Source organism: Desulfovibrio simplex (assembly GCF_055387835.1).
Map to the genome: position 1 here is coordinate 2,582,501 of NZ_AP042377.1, position 19,838 is coordinate 2,602,338.

The 19,838-nt window shown below is 60.3% G+C and carries 19 protein-coding genes (1 of these 19 cut by a window edge); 4 read left to right on the forward strand and 15 right to left on the reverse strand.

Annotated features, from left to right (window positions below; genetic code table 11):
• Positions 1-652 carry the beginning of a lytic transglycosylase domain-containing protein gene (locus ACZ5DH_RS10735; RefSeq protein ID WP_464254272.1) on the reverse strand. 1,121 nt of this gene lie to the left of the window's left edge, so 652 of the gene's 1,773 nt are visible here — the first part of the coding sequence; the start codon lies at positions 650-652; its stop codon lies beyond the left edge, outside the window.
• 135 nt (positions 653-787) lie between these two features.
• Here ACZ5DH_RS10735 and ACZ5DH_RS10740 point away from each other — a divergent pair, with 135 nt between their 5' ends.
• Positions 788-1,588, forward strand: a complete 801-nt coding sequence (locus ACZ5DH_RS10740; protein WP_464254273.1) for a TrmH family RNA methyltransferase — start codon at positions 788-790, stop codon at positions 1,586-1,588.
• 344 nt (positions 1,589-1,932) lie between these two features.
• On the opposite strand, the gene fliQ is transcribed toward ACZ5DH_RS10740, so the two are convergent.
• The 7 genes from fliQ to era all read right to left on the reverse strand — a co-directional run bounded on the left by fliQ (position 1,933) and on the right by era (position 6,753).
• Complete coding sequence (gene fliQ / locus ACZ5DH_RS10745) at positions 1,933-2,202, reverse strand: flagellar biosynthesis protein FliQ (RefSeq protein WP_291301797.1); 270 nt, start codon at positions 2,200-2,202, stop codon at positions 1,933-1,935.
• 77 nt (positions 2,203-2,279) lie between these two features.
• On the reverse strand, positions 2,280-2,963 hold the full coding sequence (gene fliP / locus ACZ5DH_RS10750; protein ID WP_464256542.1) for a flagellar type III secretion system pore protein FliP: 684 nt from the start codon (positions 2,961-2,963) through the stop codon (positions 2,280-2,282).
• A 43-nt stretch (positions 2,964-3,006) separates the two neighbouring features.
• Positions 3,007-3,663: a flagellar biosynthetic protein FliO gene (gene fliO / locus ACZ5DH_RS10755; protein ID WP_464254274.1), complete on the reverse strand. Its 657-nt coding sequence runs from the start codon at positions 3,661-3,663 to the stop codon at positions 3,007-3,009.
• The gene (gene fliN, locus ACZ5DH_RS10760) at positions 3,656-4,231 is read right to left on the reverse strand and encodes a flagellar motor switch protein FliN (protein ID WP_464254275.1); all 576 of its coding nucleotides are present in this window, start codon (positions 4,229-4,231) and stop codon (positions 3,656-3,658) included. The genes fliO and fliN overlap by 8 nt, the downstream gene beginning before the upstream one ends.
• Before the next feature lie 79 nt (positions 4,232-4,310).
• The gene (locus ACZ5DH_RS10765) at positions 4,311-4,955 is read right to left on the reverse strand and encodes a flagellar basal body-associated FliL family protein (protein WP_464254276.1); all 645 of its coding nucleotides are present in this window, start codon (positions 4,953-4,955) and stop codon (positions 4,311-4,313) included.
• 140 nt (positions 4,956-5,095) lie between these two features.
• Complete coding sequence (locus ACZ5DH_RS10770) at positions 5,096-5,827, reverse strand: YggS family pyridoxal phosphate-dependent enzyme (RefSeq protein ID WP_464254277.1); 732 nt, start codon at positions 5,825-5,827, stop codon at positions 5,096-5,098.
• Between the two features lie 2 nt (positions 5,828-5,829).
• Entirely contained in the window at positions 5,830-6,753 is a 924-nt protein-coding gene (gene era / locus ACZ5DH_RS10775) for a GTPase Era (protein ID WP_464254278.1), read from the reverse strand.
• Positions 6,754-6,949: 196 nt separating this feature from the next.
• On the opposite strand from era, the gene ACZ5DH_RS10780 reads away from it, so the two are divergent.
• Positions 6,950-7,525: a hypothetical protein gene (locus ACZ5DH_RS10780; RefSeq protein ID WP_464254279.1), complete on the forward strand. Its 576-nt coding sequence runs from the start codon at positions 6,950-6,952 to the stop codon at positions 7,523-7,525.
• A 289-nt stretch (positions 7,526-7,814) separates the two neighbouring features.
• On the opposite strand, the gene ACZ5DH_RS10785 is transcribed toward ACZ5DH_RS10780, so the two are convergent.
• The 7 genes from ACZ5DH_RS10785 to ACZ5DH_RS10815 all read right to left on the reverse strand — a co-directional run bounded on the left by ACZ5DH_RS10785 (position 7,815) and on the right by ACZ5DH_RS10815 (position 17,649).
• Positions 7,815-9,401: a cytochrome c gene (locus ACZ5DH_RS10785; protein WP_464254280.1), complete on the reverse strand. Its 1,587-nt coding sequence runs from the start codon at positions 9,399-9,401 to the stop codon at positions 7,815-7,817.
• A gap of 2 nt (positions 9,402-9,403) precedes the next feature.
• Positions 9,404-10,795, reverse strand: a complete 1,392-nt coding sequence (locus tag ACZ5DH_RS10790; RefSeq protein WP_464254281.1) for a c-type cytochrome — start codon at positions 10,793-10,795, stop codon at positions 9,404-9,406.
• 2 nt (positions 10,796-10,797) lie between these two features.
• Positions 10,798-11,685, reverse strand: a complete 888-nt coding sequence (locus tag ACZ5DH_RS10795) for a c-type cytochrome (RefSeq protein ID WP_464254282.1) — start codon at positions 11,683-11,685, stop codon at positions 10,798-10,800.
• A gap of 1,802 nt (positions 11,686-13,487) precedes the next feature.
• Positions 13,488-14,312 carry a histidinol-phosphatase gene (locus tag ACZ5DH_RS10800; protein WP_464254283.1) on the reverse strand — a complete coding sequence of 275 codons (825 nt, stop codon included), beginning with the start codon at positions 14,310-14,312 and terminating at the stop codon, positions 13,488-13,490.
• A 47-nt stretch (positions 14,313-14,359) separates the two neighbouring features.
• Positions 14,360-15,298, reverse strand: a complete 939-nt coding sequence (locus ACZ5DH_RS10805) for a bifunctional riboflavin kinase/FAD synthetase (protein ID WP_464254284.1) — start codon at positions 15,296-15,298, stop codon at positions 14,360-14,362.
• Positions 15,299-15,367: 69 nt separating this feature from the next.
• On the reverse strand, positions 15,368-15,886 hold the full coding sequence (locus ACZ5DH_RS10810) for a hypothetical protein (RefSeq protein ID WP_464254285.1): 519 nt from the start codon (positions 15,884-15,886) through the stop codon (positions 15,368-15,370).
• 14 nt (positions 15,887-15,900) lie between these two features.
• Positions 15,901-17,649 (reverse strand): DEAD/DEAH box helicase, encoded by a 1,749-nt coding sequence (locus ACZ5DH_RS10815; protein ID WP_464254286.1) that lies wholly within the window; start codon positions 17,647-17,649, stop codon positions 15,901-15,903.
• Between the two features lie 820 nt (positions 17,650-18,469).
• Between ACZ5DH_RS10815 and hisI the strand changes: the two genes are divergently transcribed.
• Both hisI and hisG read left to right on the forward strand, forming a co-directional pair.
• Complete coding sequence (hisI, locus tag ACZ5DH_RS10820; RefSeq protein WP_464254287.1) at positions 18,470-18,883, forward strand: phosphoribosyl-AMP cyclohydrolase; 414 nt, start codon at positions 18,470-18,472, stop codon at positions 18,881-18,883.
• Between the two features lie 13 nt (positions 18,884-18,896).
• A complete protein-coding gene (hisG, locus tag ACZ5DH_RS10825) occupies positions 18,897-19,790 on the forward strand; it encodes an ATP phosphoribosyltransferase (protein WP_464254288.1) in 894 nt (297 codons plus the stop codon).
• The last annotated feature ends 48 nt before the right edge of the window (positions 19,791-19,838 follow it).

Genomic DNA, 19,838 nt, shown 5'->3' on the forward strand with positions numbered 1-19,838 from the left:
CCTTGGCCCGGCTGATCTTGCCTTCGCCTGCGTTATAGGCGGCCACGGCCGTGGGCCAGTCGCCAAAGTATTCGTGCAATTTTTGCAGATAGTCAGCGGCGGCTTCCGCGGATTCATAGGGATCAAGCCTTTCGTCTGTCCACCAGTCCTGGGTGAGGCCGAAGCGCTCGCCAGTGCCGGGCATGAACTGCCACGCGCCGGTGGCCCCCACAGGGGAACGGGCATCAACACGGTAGCCGCTTTCAACAATGGCAAGGTAGGCCAGCTCTTCAGGAATACCGCGCGAGCGGAAAACCTGGCGCGAATAGTTCAGATATCCTTCAGCCCTTTTGGAGAACACGCAGACGGAATTGCGCCCCTTGTGCAGATAATATTTGTACTGCCGGGTCACGTCGTCCATGGCTTCGGGGGGCACGCTTTTGTCCACCTGGCCCGTGGACTGGAGCGCCGCCAATTCCTTGCTGCTCAAGGGGGTGGGGTCGTCATCGGGAACAGAAAAGGAAACGCCGCGACCGCCAGAGTCGCCATTCTGCCGCGAGGCGCAGCCCCCGGCCAGCATAAGGCAACACGCAACCGCCAGCACACAAAGGCGAAGCCCCACGGTAACACCCTTGCGTCCTTGTGCGGCAATGTCCATACTATATTCCGTCATGGCGTACTCCTCGTCCGCCCGGCTTGCCAGGAGCCGGGAAGATGCGTACACAGCCGATGACTGTGAACGCCCTTTTCCTCATAATTTTTACCTCGGCAGCCCGTGGCGGCCGTGTCACTCCGCGCGGAGGCGCGTATGCATACCCAATCTGAAGACGCCCCTCTTCTGCCGGGGCTCAAACCTGTGCTGGAACTGCTGTCCAGCGACCCGCAGCGCATTGACTGCGTGTTCTGCAAGAAGGGGCTTCGCGGCCCCGAGGCCCGCGAAATGCAGAACCTCTGCCGAAAAAACGACGTGCGTTTTACGCTGGTTGACCAGGCCGTCCTCGACCGCCTGTGCCGTCCTGCCAGTGGCGGCAGCCGCGAGGCGGGCCGGGACGCGGTCGGCCATCAGGGCGTGGTGGCCCGCCTGTCCGTCACCAGCTTTTGCGAGCTTGACGACATTTTCGCGAGCCTGGAGCAAGCTCCCCTGCCCATAATTCTGGCCCTTGATCAGGTGCAGGACCCCGGCAATGTGGGAACGCTCTGCCGCACCCTTTACGCCCTGGGGGGCGCGGGCATCATTTTGCCCCGTCACAACAGCGCCTATCTGGGCCCGGCCGCCCGCCGCGCCGCCGCCGGAGCCCTTGAGCATCTGCCCGTGGCCCGCGTGACGAATCTGGGGCATGCCCTGGACAGCGCTGAAGAGGCCGGACTGACCATCTACGGCGCAGGCGGCCAACCCGGCTCCGGCAGCCTCGACGCCTTTGCCGAGCCCATGCTCCTGCCCGCCGTTCTGGTGCTGGGCAACGAAGACAAGGGATTGCGGCCAGGCGTGGCCAAGCGGTGCGCGCATATGCTGCGCATACCTCTGGCGCGGACTTTTGATTCGCTCAATGTGGCTCAGGCCGGGGCCATCCTTCTGGGACTGGCGGCATCCGTATGCGCCAGATCCTGAGGCCGCCGCGTGGCTGGACGCAGCGACTCTGACGTGCGCCCCATACAGAAAACAGAACCGTTTCTTACCCTTTGACAAAGCGCACGGGCTCCAACCTACACAAGGATGGGACGACAGACAATGCAAAAAGGAAATGTCCACGACATTTCCTTTTTGCATTGAACGACAAAATCTTTCTGTATTTTTTCTAGACTTGATCTGATTCTCTATATTCCCTGCTGCAACTACATCTTTTTGTACATCATACTGTTTATACCAGTTCCAATACATGGCGCATTGTCCGCGTCGTTGGGCAATGGAAAAATTCCTTGCCGCTGGTTATGGGGCAGAAGAAGCGCATCAGGCTACCGTACGTAATTGGGGATATTGATAAACACGTCGCGCGTGAAGGTTATCATGCGCTCCATAAGCCACGGCAGGGCCAGCAGCAGGGCCAGAAACATGCAGACGATCTTGGGTATAAAGGTCAGGGTCATTTCCTGAATCTGGGTAGCGGCCTGAATAACACTCACAAGCACACCCACGCCCAGACCCACCGCAAGCATGGGCAAAGCCATCATGAGACACAGTTCAATAGCCTGACGGCCAAAACCGATGACAAAATCAGGAGACATGGATTTACCCTCGCGGAAAAATTTGACACTGCCAGCAACTGGTTCTCTGTACTTACAAAAATGATGCCAGACCTTCGTCAGAGCAAAAAACTGTTGACCAGCGACCCCACCAGCAGGTTCCAGCCGTCAACCATGACAAAGAGCAGCAGCTTGAACGGCATGGAGACCATCATGGGAGGCAGCATCATCATGCCCATGGCCAGCAGCACGCTGGAAATGACCATATCCAGAACGAGAAAGGGAATGTAGATGAGAAAGCCGATGGTGAAGGCCGTTTTCAGCTCGCTGATGACATAGGCCGCCGCCAGCAGCGTGGTGGGAACCTCTTCCTTGCTTCTTGGGGACTCCATCTTGCTGATGGAATAAAAGATGGAGAGGTCCTTTTCACGCGTATGCTTGAACATAAAGGTACGCAGAGGAACCTGCGCCTTGTCCAGCGCTTCTTTGTAGTCCATGCGTTCGCTGAGGTAGGGCTGCAGGGCATCGTCGTTGATCTGCTTGCCCACGGGATACATGATGACCACCGTCATAAAAATGGCGAGGCTTGCCAGTATCTGGGTGGGCGGCAGTTGCTGCACGCCCATGGCCTGACGCAGAAAGCTGAACACGATGATGATGCGGGTAAAGCTGGTGACCGTGAGCATGATGGCGGGAGCCACTGAAAGGACGGTGAGCAGAAAGAGAATTTCCAGCAGCACCGAGACTTTTTCCGGCGATTTCGCACCGCCGGCAAGGCTGAGCTGCAAGGTGGGCATGGCCATGTCCTGGGCGGCATGGGCCAGATGGGGCAGCAAAAGAAGAAGGCTAGCGGCTGTCAGTACTGCGAGCGGCTTCTTCCATGATATGTTTGAAATCTTTGTCCTGCGGCTCATGCTGCGCCTGCTCCTCTGTCAGAAGGGTTATGTGCTGGTCGGTCACTCCCAGCAGCAGCCTTCTATTCAAGAAGCGTACCACCATAAGTCCCTTGCGGGGCCCCAGCGGCAACTGCGCCTCCATAACCAGCGCGCCCTTGGGCAACGCACCCGGACGCGGCAGAAAATTGAACTTTCCAAAACGCCGCACTACCCAGACCACCAGCCACAGCAGGGCAACCAGCAAAAACAGTATGCCCACGGCCTGCGCGTAGCCGCCCCAGGAAAAGGAACTGGCCCCAAGGCCCGTACTGTGTTCAGCCGCCCTGGTTGCGGCCTGCCCGGCCAGGTCACCGTCAAGGTTGTCAGTAAGCGTATCGGCAAAGCGGCCCGCCGCCTGCGCGGCAGCGCCAAGCCCCTGGCGCGTCACCTCAACGGCAATTTCAACCACCCGGTCCAGCCCGTGCGGCAGCGCTGCCGCACCCTGCTCCACCACGCCGCGCACCGCCTGCCCCGACATGCCCGCTTCTGCGGGCAATGACGAAGAGACGGAGCCGCCCGTAGCGGCCTGGGCTACGGTATGGGCCGCGGCATGTACCAGACTAGCCAAGCTGTTTCACCCTTTCAATGGGACTGATGATGTCGGTAAGGCGCACGCCGAATTTTTCGTTGATGACCACGGCTTCGCCGCGCGCCACGAGTTTGCCGTTGACGTAGACTTCCAGCGGCTCGCCAGCCAGTTTGTTCAGTTCCACCACCGAACCCTGCCCCAATTGCAGCAGTTCGTTGATGAGCAGCCGGGTGCGCCCGAGCTCCGCCGACACGTCCAGCGGAATGTCCAGAATAAAGTCCAGTTCCCTCTTGAGCTTGTTGTCGGCTGGTTGCCGGGCCATTTCCGTCATATCCTTGAAATGGGCCTCGGTCGCATGGCCGCCCATGCCGGCCCCGGCCCCGCCAAAGGACTGGTGCGCATGCGAGTCCTCTTCCTGGGCCATGCTTGCGGCCCACTGGGCTGCAAGCGCCTCATCGGCCTGACGCTGCGCGTCATCACCAGCGGGCGGCGTTGCCGACGGGGCGGCTGCTTCAGCCGTGCCGCCGGAAGCTCCGGCGGCATCAGGCTCCTTGGCGAGTTCGGCTTCCCATTCGGCGGCCAGTTTGTCCTGATCTTCCTGCGACATATGTCACCTCGTTGTCTTCCTGCCGCCGGGCGAGTGCGCATCCGGGGCGTTGGCCCAGCGGCGAAGCCGCGCAAAAAAACTATTCGACCACAAAGTCAGTAAAGTACACGCGGATAACGCGCTGTGCCCCAAGTATCTGGTTAAGGCGCGCCGCCACTTCGGCCTTGAGCAGCACCTTGCCGTCCGGGGTGGCTATGTCCGCATAATTCTTACCGGCAAGCAGCATGATGATGGCGTCGCGGATGCGGGCATTGTTAGCCTGAAGGGCCGCCGAAACATCTGCGTTGACCTCCACCTCCATACCCATCTTGAGATAGCGCCGCCCGGCAGGGTCGGACAGATTGACGGTGATGGAGGGCAGGGGCAGCACCATGCCGCCGCTGCGGGGCAGGTCGCTTTGCCGTTCAATACGGCCATCGCCTCCGGCTGCGCTCTGGCCGCCAGACTGACCCTGCGCGGACAGTCCGCCCTGGCCGCCCGCCTGGGGCGAACCCGCAGGCTGGCCCGTGGTCGCAGACGCACCGGCGGCATCGGGCGCGGGAGCCCCCGAATTGTTGGAGGGCGTGCGCAGATAGAGCCACCAGTAACCGCCTATTCCAGCGCCGCTCAAAGTCATGAGCAAGATCGCCAAAATAATGACTATTCGCTTGACCCGGGATTTTTTCTTGGGGCTTTCAGCCGGCCCCTCGGGCAGGGCCGGGGTTTCTTTTTCCTTGGCCGCCATAATCAACTCCGTTGGCCTTTGCAGCGCCACGGCCATGCCGCGCCGCCGTCATGTTCACGGGAGGGGAGCGCCTTCGGAAAGCCCGAAGAGGCCCGAAACGCCGCTGCCCGCAAAACCGGCCTCAATAGCTGTTGCAGACACTATGCCAGAGGCGGCGTTTTGGCCGGACGCGGCCCGAAAATATCCGTGCCTATGCGCACCAGAGTCGCCCCTTCGGCCACAGCGGCCTCAAAGTCGCCGCTCATGCCCATCGAAAGAACGGGCAGGGGCAGGCCGGTATGCTGGCGCAGGCCGTCCCGCAGCTCGCGCAGATGGGCAAAATGGGGACGGGCCGCGTCGCCGGCGTCAAAAACCGGGGGCAGGCACATGAGACCCCGCACGTCCAGGTGCGGGCAGTTCTCAAGTACATAATCGGCCAATACCGGTAAATCTGCAGGCATTAAGCCGCTTTTTTGCGGTTCGGAGGCGATATTTATCTCAAAAAGCACGGGCTGCCGCCCGTCTGCGCCAACCATGCGCTTTTCAAGACCGTCCGCCAGGTTGCGAGAGTCAAGCGTGTGCATGAGGGCAAAGGCTCCCGCCACCTGCGCGGCCTTGCGGCTCTGCACATGCCCTATCATGTGCCAGCGGATGCCCGCGGCAAGCGCGGCGGACCCGGCGTCAGCCGCCAGATCCTCTCGCTTTTGCAGGGCTTCCTGCACATAGTTTTCGCCAAAGTCCACCTGTCCGGCGGCGGCCACGGCGGCCACGGCGCTCGCCGGGTGCAGTTTGGAGACGGCGATGAGGGTCACATCCTGCCTGGGCCGCCCGGCGGCGGCGCAGGCGGTGTTCAGCCTGTCCAACACATGACCGTAACGTTCCAGCAGATCCATAGCTACTCCGCCATCATGCCGATGTCGCGCAAAAAGGCCGCGTCCTCGGTCCAGTGCTCGCGCACCTTGACCCAAAGTTCCAGGTGCACCTTGCCGCCCACCAGTGTCTGAATGTCCTTGCGCGCCTCGGTGCCGATGGCCTTGATGGACTGCCCGGCCCGGCCGATGACCATGGCCTTGTGCATGGGGCGGGCCACGTAGATGGTGGCGTGAATGACCGTCTGCCCGCGCTCCTCGTCTTCTTCCCAGTTTTCCACGTCAACAGCCACGGAATAGGGAACTTCCTGCCGCAGATGGAGAAAAAGCTTCTCGCGGATGATTTCCGCGGTCATGAAGCGCAGAGGCGCTGTGGAAATCTGGTCTTCGGGGAACTGGGCAACCCCCTTGGGCAGTTTTTTATTGATAAGCGCCACAAGTTCGGTCAGACCGTCCCGGCGCAGGGCGGACACGGGGAATATTTCAGCCCTTGGCCACATTTCGTGCAGCTTTGTCAGCAGCGGCAGCATGCGGCTTTTGTCGCTGAAGAGGTCCACCTTGTTGACCACAACGATCATCGGGCGCTCATCACTGGCCAGAGCCTGAGCCACCGGGGCCAGATCGCGCTCGAGAAATTCGGGATGGCGGATGTACATGTGGGCGTCCAGCACCGGCATGATGATGTCGGCCTGCCCCAGGCTTTGCCATACGGCCTGGATCATGGTCTTGCTCAGGCGGCCGCGCACCTGGGTGAGACCGGGAGTATCCATAAAAATGATCTGGGAGTTCTCATCGGTGTGGATGCCCACAATCTGATTACGTGTGGTCTGCGGTTTGGGCGTGACAATGGTCACCTTCTGCCCGAGAATGGAATTGAGCAAAGTGGATTTGCCGGCATTGGGCGGCCCCATGAGCGCCACCCAGCCGCAACGGTGTTGCAGGTCGGTCATTACATCTCCTGGCCGAAGATCCGGCCTACGCTGCGCGCAAAAAGGCGCAGAATTTTTCTAGATACATACTAAACTGTTTTTCTGTCCCATATCCGAGCGCTGTGGTCAAGCCGCAAGCCTGGCTTACGGGTTCTGGCGCCCTGTGGGGAGTGCCTTTTCCTTCTTCAAAAAAATAAAAATAGCACGTTGTTATAGCATGTCCCCTTCTGCATTGGCGTGTTTTGCGGCCGCGCCGCCCTTGACGGCCATGCCGCCAACGCTTACTCTCGCGCCCATGTTTACTCTCTTTACTTACATGGCGCTTATTGTGGGCGTGAACTACGCCTTTGCCGTCACGCCCCTGATCGAACTGCCCAATGGCGAATTGTGGGCTCCTCTGTCGCTGATAGTGGGCTTTATTTTCGTGGTGCGCGACTATGCGCAGCGCCGCGTGGGCCATCATGTGCTGTGGGCCATGCTGGTGGGCTGCGTCATAAGCTGGTACATGGCCACCCCCCAGCTCGCGCTGGCCAGCGCCGCCGCCTTCGCCATGGGCGAACTGGGCGACTGGGCGCTGTTTACGTTTACCAACCGCCCGTTCTCGCAGCGCATACTTATTTCAAGCCTTGTGGGCGCGCCTCTGGACAGCGTCGTCTTTCTGCTCATCATCGGCCTTGCCACGCCCTGGTCCATCATAACCATGAGCGTAAGCAAACTGCTGGGCGCGTTGCTGGTCTTCTGGCTGGTACGCCGCCGTGAACAGCGCGAATACGCCATGGGGCTGGAATCCTGATCCATCAGCACTGACGCTGGCGCATACCCCGACCATTGCCATAAAAAACTGCCCGAAGGATGACGCCTTCGGGCAGTTTTCTTTTCTTTTTTGCGCGCTGTTGCGTGCGTTGGCCGTTACCAGCCTCCGAGCCAACTTCTCTGGCCCTCAAGAGCAGACAACACTTGAAATGCTCGCGTACTGCAGACAAAAGCCTGCCTGCTCGCATTTCGTGGCAAAGGATTTTCAGGGAAATCCTTGCAGAGCCGTTAACGCATTCCATTCGTTAACGGCTCCACCTCCAAACGGCTTACTTCACCGCCCTGAAGGTATTGCTTATGACGGTCAGATCCTCCAGCACTTCCTGGGGCAAGTGGCGGAATGGCGGCATGACCGTGCCGGGATAGCCGTTGGTGATGACCTCAAGAGCACGGGAATGGGTCATGGCGTACTGCTGCAAATCCGGCGGCGGGGGCAGCAGGGTATGCCCGAAAGCGGTGATCTCGCCCTCCACGCCGTGGCAGACCGAGCAGGTTTCAGCCCATACGATCATGGCGTCGCTCTCCGGCTCGCGGTCTGGCACATCGGTCTTGCCGTACATGCCAAAGCGCTTGCCCATAGCGTCCAGCACCATCTCGATCTTTTCGCGGTCATACAGTCGGAAGTACGGCATGCCGGAACCGGGCACCCCGTCCCGCACCAGGGTGTAGACGTATTCCCTGTTGGCCCGGATGTCGGCCACATGCTCGGCTGGTATAATCAGCTGCCTGGCTGCGGGGCCGTCGCCCTTGCCTTCCAGACCATGACAGGGCGCGCATGCCTGATCGTAAATGACGTCGCCGTTGTCATACACGGTCTTGAGCTTGAGGGCGTAGGCGTCCAGCGAAGGCTGGCGGAAAGGATCCATAGTCTTGGCCCGCTCTGCGCGGTAGGCGTCGTTGGCGGCCTGAAGGGGATTCATGGCCCCGTCCTGTATGAACTGGCGGCCCACCAGCATGGCCGCGAAGGCCAGCGGCAGCAGCCAGAGCAGACTGCGCGGCGCGGGCAGCGGCACAGGCCTTGGGGCCGGCTCCGAAGCGGACTGACGGGGACGCAGCACCCACAAAACCAGCAGGGCGGCCGTCGCGCCCACCGTAAGCGCCGCGACGATGATCCAGGTAAGCTCGGCGGCCACTGTGAACAGCAGCGGTATGCCTATGAGAATCTGCGCGAGCGTCGCGCCGAAAATCCAGCTCCGCAGGCGCGGGGTTTTCTCCGGATTGTTCCTTGTGGAGAAAAAGAGCTGAAATGCCGCGCCAAGCACAAGAGCCGCGCCGATAACGTGCAGATAACGCAACAGCCAGTGCGGCCCCAGCGCGGGCAAAGTGGCGAAATCCTGTCCGCCCGACTGCCCGAACCTGGCCCACAGGGCATGCCGCTCCATCAGCGCCAGCGCCCCGGTAAAGATGGCGGGCACCGTAAGCAGGGCTCCCACGCCGATGACGCCGCAGAGCATGGCCAGCCAGGTGCGGCTCGTCATCGAATGGTTAAAGCCGTCAATAAGCAGAAAGGCCACGATCAGCAGGGGTATCACCGCCAGCCAGGCATAGGCGAAAAGACCAGTGGCGGTGAAAAAGGAGTAGGAATAGCGGATCTGTATGAGCAGCAGAGGCGCAATGCCAAGCACCACGGCCAGGCTTTTGAGCCCCAGGTGGGTGTGCAGGAACTTGCTGTTCCAGTGCTGGCCCGGCTGGTCATTGTCCAGCCAGTCCTGCAAAAAGAACACAAATCCCAGCACGGCCGTGCCCACAATAAGCAGGGCAAACAGCAGGTGCAGGCCAAAGGTCACGAAAAGCAGGCCGTTGAGCCAGCCCTCGGGCAGGGGATGCAGGAGGAAGAGATCTGTCCATTTGTTCATGGCTACTTCGCCTCCCTGGCCGCCGCCTGGGCTGCCGGAGCTTTCGGCGCCTGCGGTATCTTGATATAACCCTGCTCTTTTCCAAGCATGTAAATGTAGCTGGCCAGCAGCAGGCGCTCCGTCTCCGACCCGGTAAAGGGCGTCATGAAGGGGCCGAGGTTTTCCGTAATGGACACTATGGCGTTGAGGCTGTCCAGAGTGCGGCCGGCCACGCGGATGCCGATATTGTTCAGCCCGCCCTTGACCGTGGTGTGGCACACGCCGCAGTTGGCGGCAAACAGCGCCTTGCCCGCCACCATGTCCGGCGGCAGCGTGCCGTTGTCGTCCACCCAGCGCATGCGCGGCAGGTAGCTTTGCTTCGTTTCGTCAACAGCCAGCTTTTCCGCCAGCGGTACCTGGTTGGCATACATATATCCAGGCAGCAGATACGGCCCGCGCACGAATTCACGTATGCGCTCGAATTCCATCACCATAAACACGCTGAGCAGGATAGCCGGAATGCAGAGAATGCGGCACACCACCGGCCAGCGCAGTACGGCGACCAGCCCGGTGAGGCACAGCACCCCCACCGCGACGGCATTGAGGGTGGGCAGGAAGTCCGGCATCTGCGACATGTAGGACGTGGCCACAGCGAACTTCCAGTGGGTGAGAAAGGTCATGGGCACGCGCGAGAAATAAACCCACGCGCTGACCGCGCCCACAGCCACACAACCAAGAAAAACGCCGCCCGCAAGCCGCAGGGCGCTGCCCCGTTCCTCCCGCGTGCCCTTGAAGCGCCAGGCTATCCAGGCCGCCAGCAGCAGCGAGCCTATGGCAAGCCCGCCCGACAGCCGCAAAAAGACCTGGGGCGCAAAAGTGGGATTGTAGTATGCCTCGTCAAACGTCTGCCCCCAGGGCCAGCCGTCGGGCGTGAGCATGAAGCCCAAAATGCCGGATATGAGGATGGCCGAAATGACGGCCATGGTCACATAGCCCCACCCCAGAGCGGTCAGGCGGCCGGGATGCTTTTCCGCCAGCCTGTCCCACAAATAATAGTAAAAAAGCAGCAGGATGACTTCAGAGGTAAAGGCCCCCCACTCGATGAACCAGGGCCAGAAAAAGAGGTGGATAAGCGAGCCTATGCCCTCTGGCGCGAGAATGCCGGTGATGAACCAGATGCCCACGCCCGTCACCGCGCCCACGGAGGTGATGACCACCACCGCCGGGCCCAGCAGGCTGCGGCTGATGCGCGCCCAGTGCGGCCCCTTGCCCGCATACGTCATGGTTTGAAAAAGAATCAGCATGGTCATGAAGCCGATGGCCAGACCGTGACTTATGACAACGTGCAGCACGGCGTCCAGGGCGATGGTCATGCCGTCGCCAAGACCCGGAATGTGCAGTATGGGAAAAATCATGGCTACTTCCCTTCCGTCAGGGGGATAAGCCGCACAATCTTGTCGGGATGGGTGGGCACAAACTTGGGCCTGGGCTTTTCATGTATGTAGGCCGCCACGTCCAGGGCCTGTTCCTGCGTGAGCGAGGGCGCGTTCTTGGGCATGAAGCGCCAGGCAAAGGTGGACAGGGTACGTACACGGTGCATGCCCGCCCCGTCGTTGTAGGACTCGTTGCCCCACAAGGGCGGCGCAATGTCCGTGCCTTCGCCGTTAATGCCATGGCAGCGGGCGCATACGTCTTTATACACCGTTGCGCCATTGGCCGTGTCGGGCTTGTGGGGATTGCCCAAACTTTCGGGCAGGGTCCAGGGCAGTTCGGCGTAGATGGGGATATCCTTCGAAATCCATTGCAGATAGACCAGCAGGGACTGGATGATCTGCCCGTCCAGCGGCGGCGGCGTTCCGTTCATGCTGCGGTCAAAGCAGCCCTGAATGCGAATGCCGAGATCCACCGTATATTCGTTGCGGTCGCGGTAGCGAGGGTATGTGGCGCCAACCCCCACCAGAGAGATGCTGTCCATAGACCGGCCGCCTTCAAAGTGGCAGCTGGAACAGGAGAGCTTGCTGTCCTTGCCATTGCCGACATATTGCCAGGCGTATTTGCTGGTTTCAGTCATGATCTTGTAGCCCAGCATGACCTCTTCGCGGATGCTTTCGGGCGCGTCCTCGGGCCGGGGCGGATTGAACAGCGCCTGCCCCGACGGCAAAGCCACCCGTTTGGCCGCGGCTTCTGAATCCAGGGCCACCCTTTTGATCGAAAGCGTCGTGTCAAAAAACGACAGCACCCATACGCCAAAGACAAGCAACAGGCCCGCCAGAACGAGCCCTGTATATACGCCGCGGTTTTTCATTGTAACTCCTGCTGGGGCACGGCCCGGGCTGCCCCGGTGTGCATGGACGCAATCCTGTGTGGTTTGGTAGGAATAGTATTCTTACTTCCCGGACAAAAAGAAGGATTACTATTCGTTGTATGAATTTCAAAAATACAGCACCTTGTCAACCGTGTATCAAAAAAATGCTGTCTTTTCGTATAGCTGCAAACAGCATTTTTATTTGGAAAACAGAAACTTGGTAAACCCGAAGATATTGTTGCGTTTTTAGCGGCTTATGAGCCTCTGGGCTTATGGACAAGTAAAACAGAGCTTGTCGTTTGAGAGGCGGGTTCTGTGCCCTGCGGGCACGGGGGCTTTTCTATTCTGTTGTTTGGGCCGCCTGCGCGGCGGGCGGTTGAGTGGGGGGCTGCGGGCTGACGCTTTGAAGAAAGCAAAGCAGGGCTTATCCTTTAAGAGGAAACTTCTGTGCCCTGCGGGCACGGGGGGCTTTTCTATTCTGTTGTTTGGGCCGCCTGCGCGGCGGGCGGCTGAGTGTGGGGCTGCGGGCTGGCGCTTTGAAGAAAGCAAAGCAGGGCTTGTCGTGTGAATGGTGGTTGCTGTGCCCTGCGGGCACGGGGGGCTTTTCTATTCTGTTGTTTGGGCCGCCTGCGCGGCGGGCGGCAGAGTGTGGGACTGCGGGCTGACGCTTTGAAGAAAGCAAAGCAGGGCTTGTCGTTTGAATGGTGGTTGCTGTGCCCTGCGGGCACGGGGGGCTTTTCTATTCTGTTGTTTGGGCCGCCTGCGCGGCGGGCGGCTGAGTGTGGGGCTGCGGGCTGACGCTTTGAAGAAAGCAAAGCAGGGCTTGTCGTTTGAATGGTGGTTGCTGTGCCCTGCGGGCACGAGGGCTTTTCTATTCTGTTGTTTGGGCCGCCTGCGCGGCGGGCGGCAGATGGGGGCCTGTTAGGGGCTGCCGCCCCTCCGAGGCCCCCTCTGCACTCCCCCCGGACGACCCCGCTGGGGCTTTCCCGTTTCCGCCATTCCACGAGGGCTGCGCGGCTGTCGCTGCGGGAGCTTCCTCGCTACGCTCGGTGATCTCCCTTCGCGCCGCGCAATGCCATTGTGCGCCTTCGCTCTGAATGAAAGATCGGAAGGAGTCTGGTTTGTTCCAGGAAATCGCGGGAATGATACTTGATTGTTCGAGAGAGGTCGTTCGGTCGAAGGATTTTAGAGCAATTTAACTTTTAAATTGCTCTGACGGCTGCGTGAGCAGACGTTCGCTACGGAGGCGTAAGCGCAGTTTATCTGCGCGGTTAAACGCCGAAGTGAGCGTGTCTTAAACTTTGAGAATGTATATTCTCAAAGGCAATCTGCTCTAAGCTGCGGGCAAATTGTGACAACAGGGTTGGCGTGCTCCAACCCCAGATTGCTGTCGCACAAGCAACACAGTGAAGTATTTGCTGGTTCTCAGGCAGGGAGCGGATTGTTGCCGGGGGCGGCGTCATAAAGAACCGAAGCCGACACGTCGGCGAGGTTCGTGCGTAGCCGCCCCCGAAAAAGGGAATTTATTGGTCAGGGTAGGACAGGGGGTGCTTCGGGGGGGATGCAAGGGGGGCCGAGAAGGGGGCGCAGCCCCATAACCGGCCCCGCCTTGCCGCCCGCCGCGAAGGCGGCCAAAACAGAAGAAAAGAAAAGCTCGCGTGCCCGCAGGGCACACAAGCCACCTCTCAAAGAGCAGACCCTGCTTTTATTTTCCAAAAAGTATACACTTACGGTACGTGACCGAAGTAAAAAATGGCCTTTTGACACAGCCAGATGGCGAAAAGATTATTTAAGGGCAACCCTTAAAAATCGAGCAGTATTTTCTCGCGCGCTACGCTGATACGGTTAGTTTTGAAGCCGTAGCTGCGGGCGTAACGGGCCAGTTCTCCGAAGTGGGACACGGTTTCGCTGACGGCGTGAGCGTCGGACCCGAAACTGATGGTCAGGCCGAGGTCGGCGGCGATTCCCATTATGGCGGGGCCGGGATACGGCTCGTGGAAGGGTTTGCGCAATCCGGCGGAGGAAACTTCCATGGCCGTGTCGGAATCGCGCATGGCGGTGAGCGCGCCAGCGATGAGATCAAGGCTGCCGGGCTGTTTCAGCCATGCCTGAAAATCGTCATAGCAGCAGACCTTGACAAAATCCGGGTGGGCGACCACATCCACCAGGCCGCTGGCAGCCAGGCGGGCCATTTCTTCATAATAGGCGGCATAGCGCGCGAAACGCTGCGGCAGGGTAAAGTCCTCCCCCCAGCTGCGCGGTGAACCTACAGCCGCGTCCTGCACGAAATGCAGACCGCCGATAACGTAGTCAAAGGGATAACGGCCCAGAATATCCCGCATCCAGGTCACATTGACGGGCAACCAGTCCAGCTCCATGCCGAGCAGCACCTGCGGCCCGCCGGAGGGCGCGCTTTCCCTGAGGGCCAGCACCTCGTCCACATAGGCGGGAAAGGTCACAGTGAGGTCGCCGGTGTACAGCGGGCAGGCGTAGCCGGGCGGCAGGGGCGAATGTTCGGAGAGACCATACCACTCCAGAGGGCTGCCCTTGGCGGCCTCGTACATGGCGGTCACAGTGTCGCGTCCGTGAGCGGCAAGAGTGTGATTATGCAGATCAGCGCGTATCATGCTTCACTCATACTCCCAAGTTTCTCCAAAAGCCACCCGCGGAATTCCTACAGCCGGATGAAGGCGGCCAGGATGCGCCGTGCGTGGTCCACATCGGCCGCGATCTGTGCCTTGAGGCCCTCCACGGAGTCAAAACGCTTTTCACCGCGCAAATGCTCCACAAAATCCAGGCGCATGGCCTCACCGTAAAAATCCCGACCACCTTCAAGCAAGAAGGTTTCCACGGTGAGTTCATTGTCGCCAAAGGTGGGTTTGCGCCCTATGCAGGTCACTGCCGGCCAGGTGCGGCCGTCAGCGTTGGCTGGTGTGGCAAGGGTGGCATAGACGCCCTCGGTGGGAATGACCACCTGCGGGCGTGCCAGATTGGCCGTGGGAAAACCCATACCGGCTCCGCGCCCGTCGCCGTGCACGACAATGCCGCTGAACCCGTGAAAGCGGCCCAGCAGGCGGGCGGCCTCACTCACGTTGCCCTCGCCGATAAGCGCGCGCAGCGTTGTTGAACTCACCACCGTGCCGTCCACCAGCACAGGCGGCAGCTGCTCCACGCAAAAGCCCGCATCCGCGCCCAGGCGGCGCAGCGTATCCACATGCCCGCCCCGGTCGCGACCCAGGGTAAAGTCATAGCCGACAACCAGATGGCGCAGCTTCAGCGGCGCAAGAAAGGCCTGCACAAAGCTGCTGGCGTCGTGGGCGGCCAGTTGGGGGGTAAAGGGAAGCTCCAGCACATGCTTTACGCCAAGGGCTTCCAGCAGGGCAAAGCGTTCTTCGCGCGTGGTCAGGGGCATGTGCTCACGCTGGGGCATGACCACCTGACGCGGATGCGGCCAGAACGTCATGACCACGGGCGTCAGCTTTTCTCCGGCGCACACGTCCAGCGTATGCCGTATGAGCGCCTGATGCCCAAGGTGTACGCCGTCAAAATTGCCGATGGTGAGCCCGCTGGCTTCAAGAAAAGTAAGCTCTTCAATGGAATGTGCGATATTCATGTCTGCCGGTTCCAAGGCAAGGACCCGCGCGGCAAAAGCCCCGGACTGCCGGGCCCATGCGCAACGGCCTTATATAAGCCTGTCAAATATATGTTTGTAAAGTTTGCGGATGTGCAGCACAAGCTTGAGATTGACGCTCTTGGCTCCCATTTCTGTCCTGGAAAAAAAGGAGGTCAGGTGACGCGCCACATCGCTGAAGTCGCCGTCGCCCATGGGCTCCAGCATGCCCCAGTATTCGCGCCCCCGCGTCAGCACGCGCGCGCTGGCCCTGTCCCTGTTCTTTGCGGCGAATTCCCGCAAAAACGTGTCAAACATGAGGTCCGCGTCCTGTGGAAAAGACTTGGCCAATGCCAGCCGCCAGAGAGCCATATACAGCCCGCGCAGCTCAAGCAGCATCTGGCGGCGGCGCAAAAACTGCAGGCGCCCCACGCCCAGATAGGCCAGTTCCACAGTAAAATCCGCGTCTTCATACAAGGCCATGAAATTGTCCAGAGCCTGCCGCATGGTGTCGGAAAGAACGGCGGGTGACGCCGTTTCCGGGGATGTGGTTTCAGAAGCTGGTCCCGGTGTGCCTTCCATATGACGCATAGAACTCCGTCGGCTTATTCAGCGCTGTCCGTTTTGCCTTGCACATTCCGGGGCGTAGTGTCCCCGACATCCCTGCCCTGTTCGCCGTCCCGACGGCGCGAGGAACGGCGGCGTCTGCCCGAACGCGCCTCCGCGTTTTCGCCGCTGACGGCCTCACCGCGGTCGCTGCGGTCACTGCGGTCGCCATTACCGTTGTTTCCGCCATTGCCGCCCCTGCCGCTTCTGGAACTTCTGCCGCCACGGCCACCTGAACCGCCGCGCCCTGCACCGTGACGCGAGCCGCTGTTCTGGCCTGCGGCGGGTGAAGACTGGTCGGGAAAGCGATTTTCACGCAGGCTTTCCTGATGGGCCGAATCCAGCAGCATGGCCAGCAGCAAGGCGTTGTCCTCGTCATCCCCTTCGGCCGCGAGATCGCGCGCCAATTGGGTATAGCGGGCCACGCGCATGCGCTCAAGGCCCGTGAGATTGCGGAAACGCCCTTCAAGAATGGCCGTCAGGCGGGTGCCCGCCACGCGGGCCACGTCCTCGTCCGTGGGCAATGGCAGGGGAATGAGGCCGATCTTGTAATGCTTGGCGATGCGGTCAAGTTCCATGCGCTGCATGACGTCCACCAGGGAAATAACCGTGCCCGCGGCTCCGGCGCGTCCCGTACGGCCTGCGCGGTGGATGTAGCTTTCATGGTCTTCGGGCGGCTCGTACAGGAACACGTGAGACAGTTCGGGAATATCGATACCGCGCGCGGCGACGTCCGTAGCCACCAGATACTGGAGCTTGCCCTGGCGGATCTTTTCCAGCACGGCCTCGCGCCGGGACTGGGAAAGGTCGGCGGAAAGCTCGTCGGCGCTGTAGCCGAAGCCCTGCAAGACTCCCGTCACATAATGGACGTTGGACTTGGTATTGCAAAAAATGATGGCCGAAGCGGGATTTTCCGTCTCCAGCAACCGCACCAGAGCGCGGTCTTTATCCATTGGTTTCACTTCGCAGAAGAGGTGCTGCACCTCGGCCACGTGCACTTCTTTTTGCGAGAGGGAAAGCATGGCCGGTTCGGACATGAACTCTCCGGCCAGCTTGAGCACGTGCGGCGGATACGTGGCCGAAAACAGGCAGGTATGGATGGCCCGCCGGGGCAGATAACGCTGTATCTCCTTCATATCCGGGTAAAACCCGATGGAGAGCATGCGGTCGGCCTCGTCAAAAACCAGTTCGCGCAAGTCCTTGAGATCAAGGGTACGGCGCAGCAGGTGGTCCAGCACGCGGCCGGGAGTGCCCACGATGAGCTGGGCCCCGTCACGCAGGGCGTCCATCTGTTTTTTGTAGCCCACGCCACCGTAAACGGCGACGGTGACAATGCCCGTGTCCGCAAACAGTACGGCGGCCTCGCGCTCGACCTGCACGGCCAGTTCCCGCGTGGGGGCCAGCACAAGGGCCTGCGGGGCCTTGAGATCGGCGGACAGCCGGGGCAGCATGGGCAAAAGGTAGCAGCCGGTCTTGCCGCTGCCGGTGCGCGACTGCACCATGATGTCGCGCCCTTCCAGCAGATAGGGGAGCGCCAGGGACTGAACGGGCATAAGCCCCTGCCAGCCAGCGCGGGCGCAGGCTTCATGCATGACCTGGGGCAGATCGGCCAGGGTTACTCGCGGCAGCGCGTCTTCGGGTTCGCTGACGGCTATGCCCTCAAGCGGCGCGCCCGCGACGTCCGACGGCACATCTTTCGCCGTTGCGGAAGTTGTGTCGGGGTCGGTGGGCAATTGGTGTTCTGGCATATATTTTTCCCGGCGGCATTCCGCCATTAAATATGATTTCCCTAACGGACGAACATGCCATAGTGCGGTAAATTGCGCAAGTTGCCTCGATCAGGGCCGTGAATGCGCCATATATGGACCACGTATGGCCCATATATGGCATGCCCGTCCACACGGCCCGGCCCATAACAGGCCCTGCGCAGAACACGGCTGGAAATATCCGGCGCACGGGCACACTGCAACGGGAACAGAGTATCGTTGCGCATGTACATGCGCGACGTTCTTGTACCGCCGCCTGACGCGTAACAGCGCGGACAAACTGCGTATGCGCCCGGCTGTGAGATACTGAGCCCGCAATGGCGAGCAATTTCAGCGTGAAATGGCCCCAGGCAGAAACTGCAACGTGCGCGCTGCCCTCATGATAGAACTAGAGCAGATGAACTTTGAAATGCTTCACATTTCAAAGTTTTCATTCAGCCGAAAAATGTGATTTGCGGTAGCCGTTGCTTTAGCCGTTGTGACGCAGGAAGCAACGGCTAAAGCTCGGCTGAATCCACACCATGTTGTGGCGCGCTGCACTTTCGTGCAGCGTTAGAGCATTTACACTTTTTCAAAATTAAAATGCTCTAAGAGCCGTATGTAGTGACGCAACATTTTTTTCGCAAAAAATGTTTTATACGCGCCCTGTAATGGATGCGGCCCCCCGTGCCATATGCCGCCATGCAGGCTTTGCTTGCGTCTCATGGCGCTTCTGGTTAGATTTGTTCCCTTTGCCGACCACGAGCATCGTGCGCAAGCACTGCCCACGGCTCATGGCCACCGCCTTTTTCAAGGAGTGCGTATGACAGCCCCGGAACAAACACTCGCAGCCGTTCCCGGCGCGGATTTTGCGCCCGACTTCAGCAAGGGCCTTCTGCCCGCCATCGCGCAGGACCACGCCACAGGCGAGGTGCTGATGCTGGCCTATATGAATGAAGAAGCCTGGCGCAAAACGCTTGATACCGGCGAGGCCCATTACTGGAGCCGCAGCCGCAAGGAACTCTGGCATAAAGGCGGCACTTCCGGCCATGTGCAGAAGGTCTGCGCTTTGCGGCTGGATTGTGACAATGACACGGTACTTCTGCTGGTGGAACAGATCGGTGGCGCGGCCTGCCATACGGGACGGCGTACCTGTTTTTACCGGGAATGGAAGGACGGCGCAGTAAACCTGTGCGCCCCAATGGTTTTTGACCCTGAAAAAGTCTACGGCGTATAATAAGGACTGTAACATGAGCGCGGATATGAAGCCCATCATCAAACTGGGCGTGCCCAAGGGTTCGCTGGAAGAAGCCACTATCAATCTTTTTGAGCGCGCGGGCTGGAAAATCCGCAAGCATACGCGCAATTATTTTCCCGACATCAATGACCCCGAAATCACGGCCTCCTTGTGCCGCGTGCAGGAAATCGGGGAATATATCGAGGCGGGCGTGCTGGACGTGGGCATCACCGGGCTTGACTGGCTTGCCGAGCGCAATCACGACGACAAGGTCGTGCGCGTTTCCGACCTTGTGTACTCCAAGACCTCCAACAGGCCCTGCCGCTGGGTGCTGGCCGTGGCGGGCGATGCCCCCTACCGCTGCGCCGCGGACCTCGCCGGCAAGCGCATTGCCACCGAACTCGAGGGCATGACGCGCCGCTATTTCGAAACAGCCGGCGTCAATGTGGATGTATTTTATTCCTGGGGGGCCACCGAGGCCAAGGTGGTGGAAGGGCTTGCCGACGGCATTGTGGAAGTGACCGAAACCGGTACGACCATTCGCGCCCACGGCCTGCGCATAATTGACGAAGTCATGGTCTCCTACCCTGTGCTCATCGCCAACAAGGACGCCTGGGCCGACCCGCGCAAGCGCGCCAAGATCGAACAGCTTGACCTGCTGCTTCAGGGCGCCCTGCGGGCAGAAAACCTGGTGGCCCTCAAGATGAACGCCCCGGCGGACAATCTTGCGACCATTCTTGAAATGATGCCGTCGCTCAACTCTCCCACGGTATCCCCCTTACGGGACGAAAAATGGCTCTCGGTCGAATCCGTGGTGCAGATCGACGTGGTGCGCGACCTGATCCCGCGCCTACGCGAAGCCGGAGCCGAGGGCATTATCGAGTACGCCCTGAACAAGGTTATCTAGCAGTATGTGAAGGGCGGCCCGCCAAATGGCGCGGGCCGCCCTTCTGCT